Annotated in this window: 13 protein-coding genes; 7 read left to right on the top strand and 6 right to left on the bottom strand. The window is 70.6% G+C overall.

Features of this window, described 5'->3' with window-relative positions; all coding sequences use genetic code 11:
- The first annotated feature begins 8 nt into the window (after window positions 1–8).
- The 5 genes from M8C13_RS32035 (at window position 9) to M8C13_RS32055 (ending at window position 5396) form a co-directional block, all read left to right on the top strand.
- Window positions 9–1442: a glycoside hydrolase family 30 beta sandwich domain-containing protein gene (locus tag M8C13_RS32035; protein WP_252484496.1), complete on the top strand. Its 1434-nt coding sequence runs from the start codon at window positions 9–11 to the stop codon at window positions 1440–1442.
- A gap of 22 nt (window positions 1443–1464) precedes the next feature.
- Complete coding sequence (locus M8C13_RS32040; RefSeq protein WP_252484497.1) at window positions 1465–2547, top strand: non-reducing end alpha-L-arabinofuranosidase family hydrolase; 1083 nt, start codon at window positions 1465–1467, stop codon at window positions 2545–2547.
- Between the two features lie 47 nt (window positions 2548–2594).
- Window positions 2595–3371 carry a hypothetical protein gene (locus M8C13_RS32045; protein WP_252484498.1) on the top strand — a complete coding sequence of 259 codons (777 nt, stop codon included), beginning with the start codon at window positions 2595–2597 and terminating at the stop codon, window positions 3369–3371.
- A 289-nt stretch (window positions 3372–3660) separates the two neighbouring features.
- Window positions 3661–4638, top strand: a complete 978-nt coding sequence (locus tag M8C13_RS32050) for an alpha/beta hydrolase (RefSeq protein ID WP_252484499.1) — start codon at window positions 3661–3663, stop codon at window positions 4636–4638.
- A gap of 158 nt (window positions 4639–4796) precedes the next feature.
- On the top strand, window positions 4797–5396 hold the full coding sequence (locus M8C13_RS32055) for a hypothetical protein (RefSeq protein WP_252484500.1): 600 nt from the start codon (window positions 4797–4799) through the stop codon (window positions 5394–5396).
- Window positions 5397–5522: 126 nt separating this feature from the next.
- On the opposite strand, the gene M8C13_RS32060 is transcribed toward M8C13_RS32055, so the two are convergent.
- Entirely contained in the window at window positions 5523–5867 is a 345-nt protein-coding gene (locus tag M8C13_RS32060) for a hypothetical protein (RefSeq protein ID WP_252484501.1), read from the bottom strand.
- Window positions 5868–5996: 129 nt separating this feature from the next.
- Here M8C13_RS32060 and M8C13_RS32065 point away from each other — a divergent pair, with 129 nt between their 5' ends.
- Both M8C13_RS32065 and M8C13_RS32070 read left to right on the top strand, forming a co-directional pair.
- A complete protein-coding gene (locus M8C13_RS32065; protein WP_252484502.1) occupies window positions 5997–8939 on the top strand; it encodes a glycosyl hydrolase 115 family protein in 2943 nt (980 codons plus the stop codon).
- 12 nt (window positions 8940–8951) lie between these two features.
- On the top strand, window positions 8952–9986 hold the full coding sequence (locus tag M8C13_RS32070) for a rhamnogalacturonan acetylesterase (protein ID WP_252484503.1): 1035 nt from the start codon (window positions 8952–8954) through the stop codon (window positions 9984–9986).
- A gap of 5 nt (window positions 9987–9991) precedes the next feature.
- On the opposite strand, the gene mmuM is transcribed toward M8C13_RS32070, so the two are convergent.
- The 5 genes from mmuM to M8C13_RS32095 all read right to left on the bottom strand — a co-directional run bounded on the left by mmuM (window position 9992) and on the right by M8C13_RS32095 (window position 16457).
- Complete coding sequence (mmuM, locus tag M8C13_RS32075; RefSeq protein ID WP_252484504.1) at window positions 9992–10885, bottom strand: homocysteine S-methyltransferase; 894 nt, start codon at window positions 10883–10885, stop codon at window positions 9992–9994.
- A 301-nt stretch (window positions 10886–11186) separates the two neighbouring features.
- Entirely contained in the window at window positions 11187–12017 is an 831-nt protein-coding gene (locus M8C13_RS32080; RefSeq protein ID WP_252484505.1) for a glycoside hydrolase family 16 protein, read from the bottom strand.
- 90 nt (window positions 12018–12107) lie between these two features.
- Complete coding sequence (locus M8C13_RS32085; protein ID WP_252484506.1) at window positions 12108–14726, bottom strand: hypothetical protein; 2619 nt, start codon at window positions 14724–14726, stop codon at window positions 12108–12110.
- 34 nt (window positions 14727–14760) lie between these two features.
- Window positions 14761–15588 (bottom strand): carbohydrate ABC transporter permease, encoded by an 828-nt coding sequence (locus tag M8C13_RS32090; RefSeq protein ID WP_252484507.1) that lies wholly within the window; start codon window positions 15586–15588, stop codon window positions 14761–14763.
- The gene (locus tag M8C13_RS32095; RefSeq protein ID WP_252484508.1) at window positions 15585–16457 is read right to left on the bottom strand and encodes a carbohydrate ABC transporter permease; all 873 of its coding nucleotides are present in this window, start codon (window positions 16455–16457) and stop codon (window positions 15585–15587) included. Before M8C13_RS32095 ends, M8C13_RS32090 begins: the two co-directional genes overlap by 4 nt.

The raw sequence follows: 16457 nt of genomic DNA on the forward strand, positions 1-16457 counted from the left end.
GTTCCGCCATGTCCGAGATCCGCACCCGCACCCGCCGTCGCGTTCCGGGCAGGCTGGCCGTGCTGACCGCGACCACCCTGCTGGGCCTGGGCTCCCTGCTGCTCGGCCCCTCCTCGGCGCACGCGGCCACCGCGGCCACCATCGACGGCGGGCGGGCCCACCAGCCGATCGACGGTTTCGGCTTCTCCGAGGCCTTCGGCCGGGCCGCGATCATGCACGGCTCGGCGGGACTGCCTGCCCAGCGGCAGAAGGAGGTGCTGGACCTGCTGTTCTCCGGCAGCACGGGCGCCGGCATGTCCATTCTGCGGCTGCACATCGGGTCGACCCCCGGCAGCTCGATCCAGCCCAAGAACCCCGGCGGGCCGAACGCGACCCCGCAGTACGTCTGGGACGGCAAGGACACCGAACAGGTGTGGCTGGCCAAGCAGGCCAAGGCCTACGGGGTGAACCGCTTCTACGCCAACGCCTGGAGCGCGCCGGGCTACATGAAGACCAACGGCGACGAGGCTAACGGCGGCACGCTGTGCGGCTTGGCCGGGGCCTCCTGCGCCAGCGGTGACTGGCGGCGCGCGTACGCCAACTACCTGGTGCAGTACGCCAAGTTCTACGCCCAGGAAGGCATCACGATCAACGATCTCGGGTTCACCAACGAACCCGACTACACCACCGACTACTCCTCCATGCGGTTCACCCCGGCCCAGGCCGCCGAGTTCGCCAAGGTGCTCGGGCCGATCGCGGCGAACGCCGGCCTGAAGGTCACCTGCTGCGACTCCTTCGGCTGGAACCAGCAACGCGCCTACACCAACGCGATCGAGGCCGACCCGGCCGCGCGGGCCGCGGTGTCCCTCCACACTGGACACACCTACGCCAGCCAGATCACCGGCCCGCTGCCGACCTCCCGCCGCACCTGGATGTCGGAGTGGAACCCCAAGGGCGATGCCTGGAAGGAGAGCTGGGACGACGGCAGCGGCTACGACGGCTTCGCCATCGCCCAGGCCGTGCACACCGCGCTCACCACCGGCAACGTCAACGGCTACGTGTACTGGTACGGCGCCTCCACCGGCGCCACCCGCGGCCTCATCCAGCTCGACGGCCAGAACTACCGGGTGTCCAAGCGGCTGTGGGCGCTGGCGAACTACAGCCGGTTCATCCGGCCGAACGCCACCAGGATCGGCGCCAGCACCGCCGACGGCGCGCTGCGGCTGTCCGCCTACCGCAACAGCGACGGCTCGCTGGCCGTGGTCGCGCTCAACACCGCGAACAGCGCGGCCCAGATGAGCTTCTCGTTGCCGCGCACCGGGATCACCACCGGCACCGCCACCCCGTACCTGACCAACAACGGCAACAGCACCAAGGCCCAGTCCGCGATCCGGGTCACCGGCGGCGCGTTCACCGCCACCGTGCCCGCCCGCGCACTGGTCACCTACCGGATCACCGGCTAGTACCCGTGATGGAGACACGACCATGCGCATCAGATCCCTGCTCGCCTGTGTGAGCCTGGTGGCGGCCTCGCTCGCCTCGCTCTCCGGCGCCACCACCGGCACCGCGGACGCCGCGGCCGCCGCCGACGCCTCCCCCGCCGCCCTGCCGACCAGCTTCAAGTGGCGCTCCAGCAACGCCGTCATCGGGCCGAAGTCCGATGCCACGCACAAGATCCGCGCGGTCAAGGACCCGACCGTGGTCCAGCACAACGGCCGCTACCACGTCTTCGCCAGCACCACGAACGACCAGGGCCACTACAGCATGGTGTACCTGAACTTCACCGACTGGTCGCAGGCGAACTCCGCGCAGCACCACTACCTGGACACGACCGCGATCGGCACCGGCTACAAGACCGCGCCGCACGTGTTCTACTTCGCCCCGCAGCGGCTGTGGTACCTGGTCTTCCAGACCGGCGACAACGCCGCCTACTCCACCACCCGCGACATCGCCAACCCCCGGTCCTGGAGCGCGCCGAAGAAGTTCTACGCCAACGGGATGCCGCAGATCATCAAGGACAACATCGGCAACGGCCACTGGGTCGACTTCTGGGTGGTCTGCGACAACGCCAGGTGCCACCTGTTCTCCAGTGACGACAACGGGCAGCTCTACCGCTCGGAGACCAGCCTGGCCAACTTCCCCAACGGCATGGGCAACACCGTGATCGCGATGCGGGACCCGAACAAGTTCAAGCTGTTCGAGGCGCCCAACGTGTACAAGATCTCCGGCCGCAACGAGTACCTGCTGATCGTGGAGGCGATCGGCTCGGACGGCAGACGCTACTTCCGGTCCTGGACCGGACCGGCCATCACCGGCCCGTGGCAGGCCCTCGCCGACACCGAGGCCAACCCGTTCGCCCGCGCGAACAACACCACCTTCACCGGCACGCCGTGGACCGCGGACATCAGCCACGGCGAGCTGATCCGCAACGGCATCGACCAGAACATGACCATCAGCGAGTGCAACCTGCGCTACCTGTACCAGGGCAAGGACCCCGCCGCCAACGACCCCTACAACCTGCTGCCCTGGCGGCTGGGCCTGCTCACCCAGACCAACTCCACCTGCTGACCCGGGTGCCGCACCCAGCCGGATGCTCGCGGCTGGGTGCGGCCCGCGTGGCCGGGCACGCTCACCCGGCCGAGTGGTTCACCGCGGACGCGGGCCGGTCCCACGGCCGGCAACGACTAGTCTGCGCGGGCGAGCCACCGAAGCCACGCGGCGTCCCCGGCACCAGCGGAGCGAGCACCGTGCAGTCCGATCGTTTCCGCCCTCCCGGCGAACGCGTTGCCCTTGACGTGCTCCAGGCGCTGCGCTCGCCGGACCGCCCGCCGCTGACCGTCCTGAGTGGACCCGCCGGCATCGCCCTCGCGGCCACCGCGGCGCACCTGCGACGGCTCTGCGCCGACGCCGACCGCCCCGGTGGGTTCGCGCACGTGCGGGTGGTCGACCTGTCCTTCGCCGCCTCGGCCGCCTGGTCCACCCTGCTGGAGCTGACCCCGCCCGCCTCGGCGCTGCGTCGCGACACCAGCACCCTGCTGATCTTCAAGGACCTGCACCGGGTGCCGCCGGAGGGGCTTGGCGCGCCCTCGCTGCTGTGCGAGTCCTATGACCGGTACGGGCAGCTGGACGCGTTGCTGAGCCGGTCCTGGCTGCGCACCCTGATGCGCGGGCACGGGGTGACCGTCCCCGGCAGGCAGACCACGGTGGCCGAGAACGAGCGGCTGCTGGCCGTGCTGGTGACCGAGGGGCTGGGCACCCAGCAGCTCGCCACCGTGTTGCAGGCCAGTGCGCGCAGCGTCGAAGGCAGGCTGTCCCGGCTGTTCCAGCGCAGCGGGTACCGGTCCAGGGTCGAGCTGGCGACCGCGATGCTGACCGGGCACTTCAGCGGCTAGCGTCGTGAGTTGTTGGTTCGCGCGCAGTAGCGGGCGATGGAGTATTCCGTCGGCAGCGCGGAACTCAAAGCAAGTCCGCTCCGGCACAGAACCACGCAGCGGTACCCCGACGGGAATTCGCGCGAATCTTCTGGCGTGTGCACCTCTGAAGAGGATGGCTTCCACTCAGTGGAAGAGAGCCCTTGTGCGGGCACCAGCCCCGGCCGCAAGATCCCGTTCAGATCCACAGCGGCCCCATCGAGGAGGAAAATTGCCCAGGATTCGAGGCGTTCTCCTCGCCGTCCTCACGATGCTTTTCGCCGCGCCGGCGGTTCCCGCATCGGCTGAGAACAGCGTTGTCGTGCACACCGACATCTCCTACGCCCCAGCGGAGCCGGCGGGCAGCCGAGGACACCTCCTCGACCTGTACGTCCCGGACGGCGGGCACCGGAAGCCGCGGCCGCTGCTGATCGTGACCGGTGGCAGCGCATGGCTCGGCGACGACGGCAAGGCCTACGCCGCTCAACTGGCGCCACACTTCACCGCGGCGGGGTATGTGGTCGCCGGCGTGTCGACACGATCCAGCACTCAGGCCCAGTTCCCGGCACAGGTCCATGACGTGAAAGCGGCGATCCGGTGGTTGCGCGTCCACGCCCGGACCTACGGGATCGACCGCACGCGCTTCGCTGTGCTGGGCGACTCCTCCGGTGGCTGGACGGCGACCATGGCCGGCGTCACCGGCGGTGTGCCGGGGCTGGCGGGCAACGTCGGCCTGACGGGCGCCTCCAGCACCATCCAGGCAGTGGTCAACCTGTACGGGCCCACGGACCTCCGCCAGATGGACGCGCACATGCTGCCCGGCGCCTGCGCGGCGTTCAACACGATCATGGGCACGACCGACTGCCACAACGACATCGCCTCACCGGAGTCACGACTCGTGGGCTGCGCCATCCAGCGCTGTCCGCAACGAGCCCAGGCAGCCAACCCCATCCGGTACATCACCCCGGACGATCCACCCGTCCTGATCGCCCACGGACAGCGGGACATGCTCGTCCCGCACCACCAGAGCGAGTTGCTGTACGCGGCGCTGAAGCGGGCCTGCGTTGCCACGACGTTCTACTCCGTACCCGGCGTCGGCCACGCCAAGGACATCGTGTCACCGGACACGCCGCCAGCCGAGGTGCGGTCCACGACCGGTTGCCGCGGCATCGCACCACCGAGGAACCGCCCCACCCTCGAGACCATCGAGGCCTTCCTCGACACCGCCCTGGGTGTCCGCGGCCCCTGACGACACCCGTCGCAACGTTCCGGCGGACGCGAGGCCTGGAGAAGCGCATCTCTTGTTGTGCCGCCATCGGCTCTGGTAGTCGCGTCCGCAATTGTCATTCCAAACATTCCGCGTCGGAGGTAGAAATGCGCCATGCGAAAATCCGGCACGCTCTTTTCGTGAGCCTTCTGCTCGCTGTCAACGCACTCCTGTTACCGGCGAACGCGTCAGCCGCCACGGCAGCCGTTCAATCACAATCGATGGGCTTCATCGGCTGTTCGATGGCGGAGAACGTCGCTCAGGGGTATGTCGCCGTCGGCGGCACCCGCATGTGGGGCCCGTACGGGACAGGCGGCCTGGTCGTTCAGTCCTGGACAAATCCCAGCTCCAGCGCCTGGCAGAAGTTCGACCAGCAGGCGAGCAGGTTCGGCAAGCCGACGGCGGTGTGGGTGCAAATCTGCGTGTTCGCCCGGAACGGGGCCACCTATGACGAGGTGAAGAAGCTCATCGCCAACGCGCGCCAGCACGCGGCGGCCGGTGCGGCGATCTTCATCAGCGGACAGCCGCTCTACGACGCGGGCCACACGTGCTCCCTCGCCGGCGCGAACGGCCCGCGCCTGACGGACAACCTCGCCAGGCAAGCGGCCGCCGATTCGACGCAGAAGGTGACCTACGCCGGCGCGTTCCGCTTGAAGAGCAACGAGGTCGCCGACGGCTGCCACGCCAACGCGGCCGGCCAGCAGTCGCTGGGCAGGCAGGCGCTGTCGTTCTGGGGCTGATGAGCGGGAAGCATTCGTCAGCGGCCGCTACGGGCAGCGGGTGGGATCTCCCACTTGGCCCGTGGCGGCCGTTCCGGCTTGAGTTGCGTCAAGCGCACAGCTTGGCCGGTGGGTGCGGCCGGCGCGCTAAGCCGTGCCGCTGCGGTCGCAGCCGGACACGGTGAGCCTGCCCTCGATGCTGGCGGTGGCCAGGTCGAGCCGGCACCCGCAGCCGGTCTTGGCGAACAGCCGGGTGAGGTAGCTCTCCACCGTCTTCTCACTCACCCGCATCGCCCCGGCGATAAGCTCCACATCGGACAGTTCAGGGGCGGTGTCGCGCCTGCGCGGCGGGGTCACGCCGAACTCGCGCAGCCTGGCCTTGATCCTCATGCGCAGCAGGTCGCCGCCCAGGCGCCGGACGATCTCGTAGGCCTCCTGCAGCCACGGCCTCGGCTCCTCGGCCACCTGCGCGGCGATCAGGCAGGCCCGCATGAGCTCACCCGAAGTGGCCTTGACGGTCTCCCCGAACCCGCCCTAACGTACCTGGTAAGCGCTTTCCGCCGTTGTGCCACAACGGTTCTCCGTCGTCTGCCGGAGCTTGCGCGGGAAAGGTCGGGAGCAGTGTCGAACAACAAATCGAACGGCTGGACCCGCAGGTCGTTGTTGCGCGGTATGGCGATCGCCGGGGTCGCCCCGCTGCTGCCGGGGATCGCGGTGGCCGGGCCGGACGAGCTCGCCCTGGTCCGCGACGGGTCCGCGGCCGACCTGTTCGTGGACCAGGCGGACGATCCGGCCGTGGTCCGCGCCGCGGGTGACCTGGCCGCCGATGTGGCCAGGGTCAGCGGGACGCGGCCGCGCGTGCAGCGCACCACCTCGGGGTTGTCCGGGACCGCGGTGCTGATCGGCACCATCGGCGCGAGCCCGGTCATCGACCGCCTGATCGCCGAGGGCAGGCTGGACGTGGCGGAGGTGGCCGGGCGCTGGGAGGCCTCGGTGACCCAGGTGGTGCAACGCCCGCTGCCCGGCGTGGCCCGCGCGCTGGTGATCGCGGGCAGCGACCGGCGCGGCACGGTCTACGGCATCTACGACACCTCCGAGCGGATCGGGGTCTCGCCGTGGCACTGGTGGGCCGACGTGCCGGTGGAACGCCGCGCCACGGTCAGCGTCGAGACAGGCACGGTCAAGCGGCGTGAGCCGTCGGTGCGCTACCGGGGCATCTTCATCAACGACGAGCAGAACCTGACCACCTGGTCCAACCGCACCCAGGAGCCGGACAAGAACATCGGCCCGGAGACCTACAAGAAGGTCTTCGAGCTGTTGCTGCGGTTGAAGGCCAACTACCTGTGGCCAGCCATGCACCCCTACACCGACCACTTCAACAAGCACCGGGACAGCGTCCGGCTCGCCGACGAGTACGGCATCGTGGTCGGCTCCAGCCATCCGGAAGCGCTGCTGCGCAACGGGGTGCACGAGTGGCAGCCGTGGGCGGAGGCGCACCGCAACCCCGATGGCAGCCTGCCGGAGTACGACTACACGGTGAACCCCGGCGTGATCGCCGAGTACTGGCGGGCGCGCGCCAGGGAGAACGCCGCCTTCGAGAGCAGCTGGACGATCGGCATGCGGGGCCTGCACGACTCCGCCTTCCAGACCCGGCACGCGAAGACGGTGCCGGAGAAGGTCGCGGTGATGAACCAGATCATCAGCGACCAGCGCCGAATCCTGGCCGAGGAGGTCGGCGCCGCCGCCACCCCGCAGATCTTCATTCCCTACAAGGAGGTCCTGGACCTCTACAACGCCGGTGTGCGGGTGCCCGAGGACATCACCCTGGTCTGGCCGGATGACAACCACGGCAACATGCGGCAGATGCCCACCGGCGAGGAGCAGCGGCGGCCGGGCGGCAACGGGCTCTACTACCACATCTCCTACTGGGGCAGCCCGAAGAGCTATCTGTGGCTGGACACCACCCAGCTGAGCAAGATCTGGCAGGAGCTGCGCCGCGCCCACGAGCACCGGGTGGATCGCCTGTGGGTGATCAACGTCGGGGACATCAAGTCGCAGGAGGCCGGGCTGTCCTTCTGCCTGGACCTGGCCTGGGACATCAACCGGTGGGGCGCGGGCAACGTCGAGGACTTCCTCGTCGAGTGGGCGGGCAGGCAGTTCGGGCGGCGGCACGGCAGGGAGATCGCCGCCATCCGCACCGAGTTCGCCCGGCTGGCCACGCAGCGCCGCCCGGAGTTCGTCGACCGGGGCTCGATCTCGCTGGTGCACCACGGCGATGAGGCGGGCGGGCGGATGGCCGCGTACGAGGCCCTGCTGGCGCGGACGCGGGCGCTGGGCCGCCAGCTGCCCGCGGCCTACCAGGACGCCTTCTTCGAGCTGGTCGAGTACCCGGTGCACGGCGCGTACCTGATGAACCTCAAGTACTACTGGGCGGACCGCAACGCGCTGGCCTCCCGGCAGGGCCGGGGCGCGGGGGTGAACCGGTACGCGGAGCTGGCCGAGGCCGCGCACGCGCAGGAGGAGGCGCTCACCCGGCGCTACAACACCGAGATCGCCGGCGGCAAGTGGAACGGCGTGGTGAACCCGTATCCCTCGCAGATCCCCCAGGCGCCGGGCCGCCCGGCCGTGGTCAGGGTGACGCCGCAGCAGACCTCCGGGCTGGGCGTGGCCGCCGAGGGCAACGAGACCGGGGCCGCCCGTCCGCTGTCGTTCTCCTCCTATCCGCGCGACCGCCGTTTTGTGGACGTCTTCAACACCGGCTTCCGCTCCTTCCCTTGGCGCGCAACGACAAGCCACCCATGGGTGCGGGTGAGCGCGACCTCCGGCACCGTCACCGACCAGGTCCGCGTGTGGGTCTCCATCGACTGGCAGCGGGCGCCGCTTGGCAGGCACGAGGCGGTGGTGACCTTCACCGGGGCCGGGCGGAGCGTGTCCGTGCCGCTGCGCGTGCACAACGACGGCGAGCAGGCCCGCAGGCGCGCCACGGGTTTTGTCGAGGCGCACGGCTACGTCTCCATCGACGCGGCGCACTTCCACCGCCGGGTGCCGCGCGGTGGCGCGGAGTGGCGCGCGGTGACCGGACTGGGCAGGCGGCAGGCCGCGATGGAGGCCGTGCCCTCGACCGCCGCGCCCATCACCGAGGAGCTGACCACCCGCTCGCCGGAGCTGTCCTACCGGATCCAGTTCACCAGCACCGGCACCTTCCCGGTGACCGTGTTCCGCCTGCCCTCACTGGACGCGCGCGGAAAACGACGCCTCGCCATCGCCCTCGACGACGGCCCCGCCGTGGTGCTCTCCGGCCAGGCCATCGCCACCGGCAAGAAGGACGACGTCTGGGCGCGCAACGTCATCGAGGGCGTGGAGAAGCTCACCGGCGCGCTGACCGTCCGCACCCCCGGCGAGCACGTGCTGCGCCTGCTGATGGTGGACCCCGCCATGGTCGTGGACCAGATCGTGGTGGACACCGGCGGCCTGCCCGCCACCTACCTCGCCCCGCCGGAGAGCTACCACCCGGCAGCGGCGGACCGCCCGGCCGAGGCCGTCGACGGCTTCCCCCACGCGTGAGCAGGAGAACCGATGCCGAACCCACGTCTCGCGATCATCACCGCCGCCCTGGGGGTGGCCGCCCTGGCCCCCGTGCCCGCCACCGCCGCGCCGCGGGCACTGCCCCCGCAGTGCTCGGGAACCGCGCCGATCACCTGCCACTTCCCGGTCGCGCCGGGCAACTACGACGTCACCGTTGACCTCGGCAGTCCGGCACGGGCGGCCAGCACCTCGATGTCGGTGGAGGCGCGCAGGCAGGTCCTCAAGACCGTCGCCACCCGCGCGGGCCAGGTGGTCCGCAGCACGGTGACGGTCAACGTCCGCGAGCCCGAGGGCCAGCCCACCGGGCAGCGCGGCACCCCGGGACTGAGCATCACCTTCGGCGGCGGCGCCCCGGCGGTCGGCGCGCTGACCGTGACCCCGGCCAGGTCCCCCCTGGTGGCCTACCTGGCAGGCGACTCGACCGTCTGCGACCAGGAGACCGCGCCCTACTACGGCTGGGGCCAGTACCTGCCGGCGCTGGTGCGCGGCGGCGCGGTGGTCGCGAACTACGCGGACTCCGGCGAGGGCTCGGACAGCTTCCTGGCCAACCCGGCGCTGTTCCCGAGGATGAAGCCACTGATCAAGAGCCGGGACCTGGTGTTCATCCAGTTGGCGCACAACGACAAGGACACCACCGCCGAGGTCTTCCGCGCCAACCTCGCCAAGCTGGTCGCCGGGGTGCGTGAGCGCGGCGGCGTGCCGGTGCTGATGACACCGCCGGTGCGCAGGCTGTTCGAGGGCGGCAAGCTCAACTCGTGGGCGTTGCACGTCAACAACAAGGGCGTGGACCTGCCCGCGGCGATCAGGGCGCTCGGTCGCAGCGCGAACGTGCCGGTGCTCGACCTCACCGCCAAGACCAAGGCGCTGGTGGAGTCGCTGGGCCCGGCGGCCTCCGAGCGGCTGTACCTGACCAGGGAAGTCAACGACAACACCCACTTCTCCACGCACGGCGCGGCGGTGATGGCCGGGCTGGTCGCGCAGGGCGTGCGCGAGCTGAACCTGTCGCTGGCGGGCTACCTGCGCTGACCGGCTCATCCCGCCCGGAGCGCCGAGGCGAGCCGGGCGATCCCGGCCGGTCCGACCTGGCAGCAACCGCCGATCAACCCGGCCCCCGCGTCCGCCCACGCCACCGCCGCCGCCGGGTCCACTGTGGACGGACCGGACCACTCCTTGCGCCCGGCGTCCCACTCGCCGCCACCGTTGGGGTAGACCACCACCGGCTTGCCGGTCACCTGGCGCGCCGCCTCGATCGCGGGGGCCACCTCCGCCGGGGCGCAGCAGTTGACCCCGACGGCCACCACCTCGGGCACGGCGGCGGCCAGCGCGAACGCCTCGGCCAGCGGCTGGCCCGCGCCGGTGCGGCCGTCGCGCACGTGGAAGGACAGCCACACCGGCAGGCCGAGCCCGGCGACCAGGCCGAGGATCGCCTCGGCCTCGGCGAGGTCCGGGATGGTCTCCACGGCAAGGACATCCGGACCGGCCGAGGCCAGCACCTCGATCCGCTGCCGGTGGAACCCGGCCAGCTCGGGCACGCTGAGCCCGTACCCGCCGCGGTACTCCGAACCGTCGGCCAGCACCGCGCCGTACGGGCCGACCGAGGCCGCCACCCAGCGTGGTCCCTCGACCTCGGCCGCGGCCTCGGCGGCCAGCCGCACGCTGCGCCGCAACAGGCCGGAGACCGCGTCCGCGGGCATTCCCCGCCGGGCGAAGCCCTGGTAGCTGACCTGGTAGCTGCCGGTGATCACCACCTGGGCGCCGGCCCGGAGGTAGGCCAGGTGCGCGGCGCGGACCGCGGCCGGGTCGGCCAGCAGCAGCCGGGCCGACCACAGCTCGCCGGAGAGGTCCTGCCCCGCCTGCTCCAGTGCGGTGGACAGGCCGCCGTCGAGCAGCAGCGGACCACGGGTGAGCGCCTCGGAGAACCGCATCAGCTGCCTTCCGGCGTCCGGGAATCAAGCTTCCGGCCGGTGAGTTTACGGGGCGACCGCCGGGTCTCGCGTGCCCGGCGGCCGCCCCTGGAGCCGGTGCCCCTGAATGCATCCGGTGCGCGGCACTGGGCTGGGAGCAGTCCAGCACACCGGGCGCCCGCGCCGGCTCCGTTGCGGGCCCCGTCAGTAGACCTCGGCCCACCCGGCCCTGTCAGCCGGATCCGGGCCGATTGCGCATTGTGCGGAACTTTTCAGGACAGGCGACTGCCGAGCTCGTGCACCATGCCGCCACACCACCGGTTCACGCCTTGCGGTAGGCGCGGAAGTAGTCCACCACGAACTCCTTCGGCCGCGGGTCCGAGGGGTTCACCGAGCCGGTCCAGCCCGCGTTCTCGTAGATGCCCAGCAGGAATCCCGAGGCGTAGTCCGGAGACTGGTTGAGCGTCCTGGTCAGCTTGTTGTCGACGTAGAGCTTGATCTGGGTGGGCGTCCACTCCATGGCGTAGATGTGCATCTCGGTGGTGAGGTCGAAGGACACCGGGACCGACTGGGTGACCTGCTGGATCTTCGGGTCCGACCACTTGAACAGGTTGAAGTTGAAGGCCCTGCCGTGGATTCCGGCGTGCTCCATGATGTCGATCTCGGCGCTCTGCTCCCGGGTGTCCTGCTTGCCCACCGTCCAGAACGCGGCGTGCACACCGCTCCTGGCCGAGGTCTTCGCCCGGATCTCGAAGTAGCCGTACTTGGGCGCGTACTTCCAGATGGTGGGGATGGTGTGGTCCTGGGGCGAGCCCTTGTGCAGACCGGTCCGCTGCCCGGTCTGGATGCTGGAGACCTTCATCGGCTCGTTGGCGTAGTAGGTCGGCTGGTCGTTGTCGATCCGCAGCACCAACGCGTTGTTGCGGAACCCGTACCGCGCCCTGGAGCGCCATTCCGGGGTGCGCGACTCGAGGTAGTTGGTGATCCACAGGTTCTTGTCCAGGCTGCCGTTGAACTCGTCCTGGCGGTCCAGAACCCAGCCCGGTTTCGCCACCGGGTTCGGTGGCATCTCGGCGGCCTGGGCGGGCTGGGCGGACTGGGCGGCGAGAACCGCGGTCATGGCTAGGAGCAGGATTGTCTTCATCGCGGTCATGGGTGGCCTCCCGGGCTGTTGTCAGGCGGATCGCAGCGTAAGAGCGACAACAGCCCGGAAAGCCGGTCCCGGTGTTTCTGTCAACAACCGTCAAGCGGTGTTCTGCACGCTCAGCACGAATTTGGCCAGCTCCACCCGGTCGACGTGCGGACCGGGGCCGGAGGCGTTGCCGAGCACCAGCGCGCCGCCGGAAGTGTTGAGGCGCAACGGGGTGGGGTGGGACCAGAAGTTGTCCCAGGCGTAGTTGTGCCGGTACACCTCGCGCCTGCTGCCGCCGCCGGTCTCGGTGATGTCCAGCCACCGGCTGATCACGTCGGTGTTGTAGGCGTGCCCGGTGTTGCGCTCGGCGTTGGCGTAGTGCACCGACAGCACGTACTCCCCCGGCCCGAACTGGCTGGGCCGGTTGAGGGTGAGGGTGTTGCCCGCCCCGGCGCCGAGTCCGCTGACGTAGCCGCCGCCGGTGGCGTTGGAGCCGCTGCCCGCCGGCAGGCCGGTCACCTTGGCGGTCCCGCTCAGCTTCCCCTGCTCGGCCTCTGCCACGTGCACCTGGCTGTCCGCGTTCGCCGCCCGCGTGGTGCTGAGCTCGCGCAGGTTCAGCTCGGCGGCCGCGGTGACCTCGATCCGGGAGATGCCTGCCGGGAGGTACACCCTGGCGCGGGAGGTGCCTTCACCCGCTCGCTCCGCCCGCAGGCCCGGCACCGCGCGGCCGTCGATCCGCACGTCCAGGGTGCCCGCCTGACCGGCCTGGTAGGTCAGGGCCAGGTCCTGGTAGCCGTCTTCGGCGGTGGCCACGAAGTAGGTCGCCTTGGCGCGCCCGCCGAGTGTGACGGCCGGGCCGCCGGCGGCGCGCTGCAGGCGGGCGCCGTCGGTCAGCCGGGCGTCATCGGGCAGGTAGCGGCCGCGCGCCGGCCCGGTGACCTCGGTCAGGTCGAACTTGTCCAGGGTGATGTCGCTGCCCGGCAACGGTTCCCGGCCGTCGGCGCTGGTGCGCAGGGACAGCTGATGGGTGCCCGCGGTGAGCCGGAGCTGGACGTCGGTGCGGCCCCGGTAGGTCCAGCCGAGGTTGGCCGAGTACTGCACGACCTGGTTGAGCGCGCCGTCGACGAACAGCGCGTGCCGCCCCGGCGCGCGGTTCGCGCCCTGGTAGATCCCGAGCCGGTAGAGGCCGTCCCGTGGCACGGTCACCGGGAAGGTCACCGCGGAGCCGGGCCTGTTCATCGCGCCGACGTCGCGTTTGCCGGAGGTCGCGTACAGCTGCGGATCCGCGGTGGTGTCCTGGGTGTGGACCTGCGCGGAGGTCAGGGTGGCCGACTCGGCCTCGACACTGGCCGACCAGGGCACCTCGGCCTTGGGCTCCGCGCCTGCGGCCGGGGTGATCAGCACGCGGTAGGCGGCCATGACGTCCCCGCCCGGCAGGTCCAGGCTCAGCTTGCCGCCGTCCAGGTTGGCCCGCCGCGCGGCCACCACCGGGGGCGCTCCGGCGTCGCCCTCGTAGCCGGTCCAGCCGGTCCGGGAGACCTGCACATCGACCGTGCGGCCGAAGATCCGGCTGTCCAGCCCGGTCAGCTCCAGCCGCGCGCTGTCCGAACCGCCGAGCAGCACGGTGGCCCGCCGCGCGGACTCGTCCACCGCCGCGACCGCCTGCGCGGTGTCGGCCACGTTGGGCCGGGGCGGGCGCACCAGCGCGGTCTGCCCGGTCAGGTCGGCGTACCACTTGAGCAGCCACCAGCCGCCGTTGGCGCGTCGGGTGCGGACCGCGTGGTCGTCCAGGTTCCCGGCATAGGTCCAGTACGCCATGTCCGCGTCGACCTTGGTGTCCTCGAACATGGAGATCCACTGGATGAGCTGGCCGGGCACCGACATGTCCCGCCGGTTGCCGTACTCGTCGATGTTGATCGGCCGGGGGCTGATGCCGAGCTCGCGCTCCAGCTGCCGGTACCGCGCGAAGTGCCCCCGGTAGTTCGCCAGGCTGCCGCGGTTGAGCTCGTGCCAGGCCATGATGTCGGGCAGGCAGTCGCCCTCCCGGTCACCGGCGCAGCGGGTGTTCTTCGTCCAGGTGAGGAAGTCGCGCAGCCTGCCGGGGTTGTACCCGGCCTCGTTGGGGCCGACGATCCGCGCGTCGGGGTCGATCGAGCGGATGCGCTCGAACACCAGCTTCCAGTCGTCCAGGAACTTCTGCCGCTGGGTGCCCCAGTCCTGGTACCAGATCAGGTCGGGCTCGTTGAACGGCACCCAGACGAACCGGCCCTTGTCCCGTGGCCGCTGCTGGACCACCTTGCGCACCATGGTGTCCACTTTGGACAGATAGTCGGCGATGCCTAAGTTCTCGTAGGGCCACTTGGCGTAGATGTCCTGCATGTAGATCACCACGTCGGCGCCGCCCGCGGTGAAGAAGTCGTCGGCGACCACCAGCGCGTCGCCGTTGGGGTGCTGCTGGCCGTCGGGAGCCTTCTGCGCCACGGTGCGCGGCCGGGCCCCAGCGAGCAGGGCACTGCCCGGGACACCGGGATCGGAGAGGCCGTAGAGCATGCCGGTCGCGCCGCCGTGCACCGCGCCGGTGCGCTGGGCGAAGTCGACCGCGACCACCTCGGCGGCCGGGGCGGCGGCGCCGGGCGCGGCCGCGCTCAGCAGGCCGGTGGCGGCCAGCGCCGCGGCGAGGCCTACGGCCACCGCCCGTCGTGGCCCTCGGCCGGTTGGCTTGTGCTGCATCGGGTGTCCCCTTTCTCGGTGCGAACGCACGGGATCACTTGACCGCTCCGCCGGTGATGCCGGAGATGATCTTGCGCTGGCCGATCACGAACACGAGCACCAGCGGCAGGCTCATGAGCACGACGTAGGCGAAGATCAGGTGCCAGTTGTTCAGGTACAGGCCGGCGCTGGCGACCTGGAACAGGTTGAGCGGCAAGGTGTCCAGCCTGCCGCCGATGACGAAGAAGGCGTAGAAGACGTCGTTCCACACGTACAGGCAGATCAGGATCGTCGCGGTGGCCAGGGTCGGGCGCAGCAGCGGCAGGATGATCTGGAAGAACACCCGCACCGGCCCGGCCCCGTCCACCCGCGCGGCCTCCTCCAGCTCGGCCGGGATGGTCCGCACGAACCCGGTGACCAGGAAGATCACCGTGGACAGGTACATGCCCAGGTAGACCCCGATCATGCCGACCGCGGTGCCGGCCAGGCCCAGTTGGCGCAGCAGCAGCACGATGGTGACCACCGCCGGTGGCAGCACGATGCCGCTGACGGCCAGGGCGTAGAGCAGGGAGTTGGCCTTGGAGGAGCGGCGGGCCAGCACCCAGGCGGCCATCGAGCCGAGCAGGAGGACCCCGGCGACCGTGGGCACCATGACCAGCATGCTGCCCCAGAAGGCCGCCGGGATCCGTCCCTGCTCCCACACCTGCGCGTAGTTCTCCGCCAAGTACCACGCGGCAGGCGGGGCCAGGTTCGGGGTGAGCGCCTCGCCCTGCGACTTCACCGAGGTGATCAGCACGATGTAGAGCGGCAGCGCGATCAGCGTGATGACCGCGGTGAGCGCGAGCACCGGCTGGACCCGCCGCCAGGTCCGCGAGCCGCTCACAGCACGTCCTCCCGTCGGCGCAGCATCCGCACCACCGGGAAGGCCAGCAGCGCGACCAGCAGGAACAGCACCAGGCTCATCGCGGTGGCCTGGGCGAACAGGCCCTGGCCGAAGGTGCGGAAGACGAAGATGTTGAGCAGCTCGGTGGTGCGGGCCGGGCCGCCGCCGGTGGTGGCCTGCACGATGTCGAAGCCGTTCATCGAGCCGAGCAGCGCGGTGGTGACGCTGAAGGTCACCGCGGGCGCCAGCAGCGGGAAGCGCACGGTGCGGAACAGCCGCCACGCCGACGCGCCGTCCAGCCGACCGGCTTCCAGCACCTCCTCGTTGATGGACTTCAGGCCCGCCAGGTAGATCAGCATGGACAGGCCCATCCACTTCCAGGCGTGCACCAGCGCGACCACCAGGATCGTCCAGGTGGTGCTGCCCAGCCAGGGAATGCTGATCTCCTGGCCCAGCACCGAACCGAGCACGCCGTTGAGCGCGCCGTCCGGCCGCAGCACCGCCTGCCACACGTAGCCGGTGGCCAGCGCGGACATCACCACCGGGATGAAGAACATCACCCTGGCGAACCGGTTGACCCTGGTGTCCCGTTCCAGCAGCAGCGCCAGCGCCAGCCCGAACAGGTTCTGGAAGAAGGCCACCAGCACCGCGTAGACCAGGGTGGTGCGCACCGAGGCCAGCAGCGAGCCGTCGCCGAGCAGGTCGGCGAAGTTGCGCAGGCCGACGAAGTCGATCCGGCTCTTGAACCCGGACCAGTCGGTGAGCGCGTAGCCGAAGTTGAACAGCGTCGGCAGGAAGAAGAACACCCCGAGCACCGCGAAGGCCGGTGCCAGGAACCAGCCGGGGTGGGTGTGCGCGCGGGCGGCCAC

The organism is Crossiella sp. SN42, from assembly GCF_023897065.1.
In the GTDB taxonomy this organism is placed as follows: Bacteria; Actinomycetota; Actinomycetes; order Mycobacteriales; family Pseudonocardiaceae; genus Crossiella.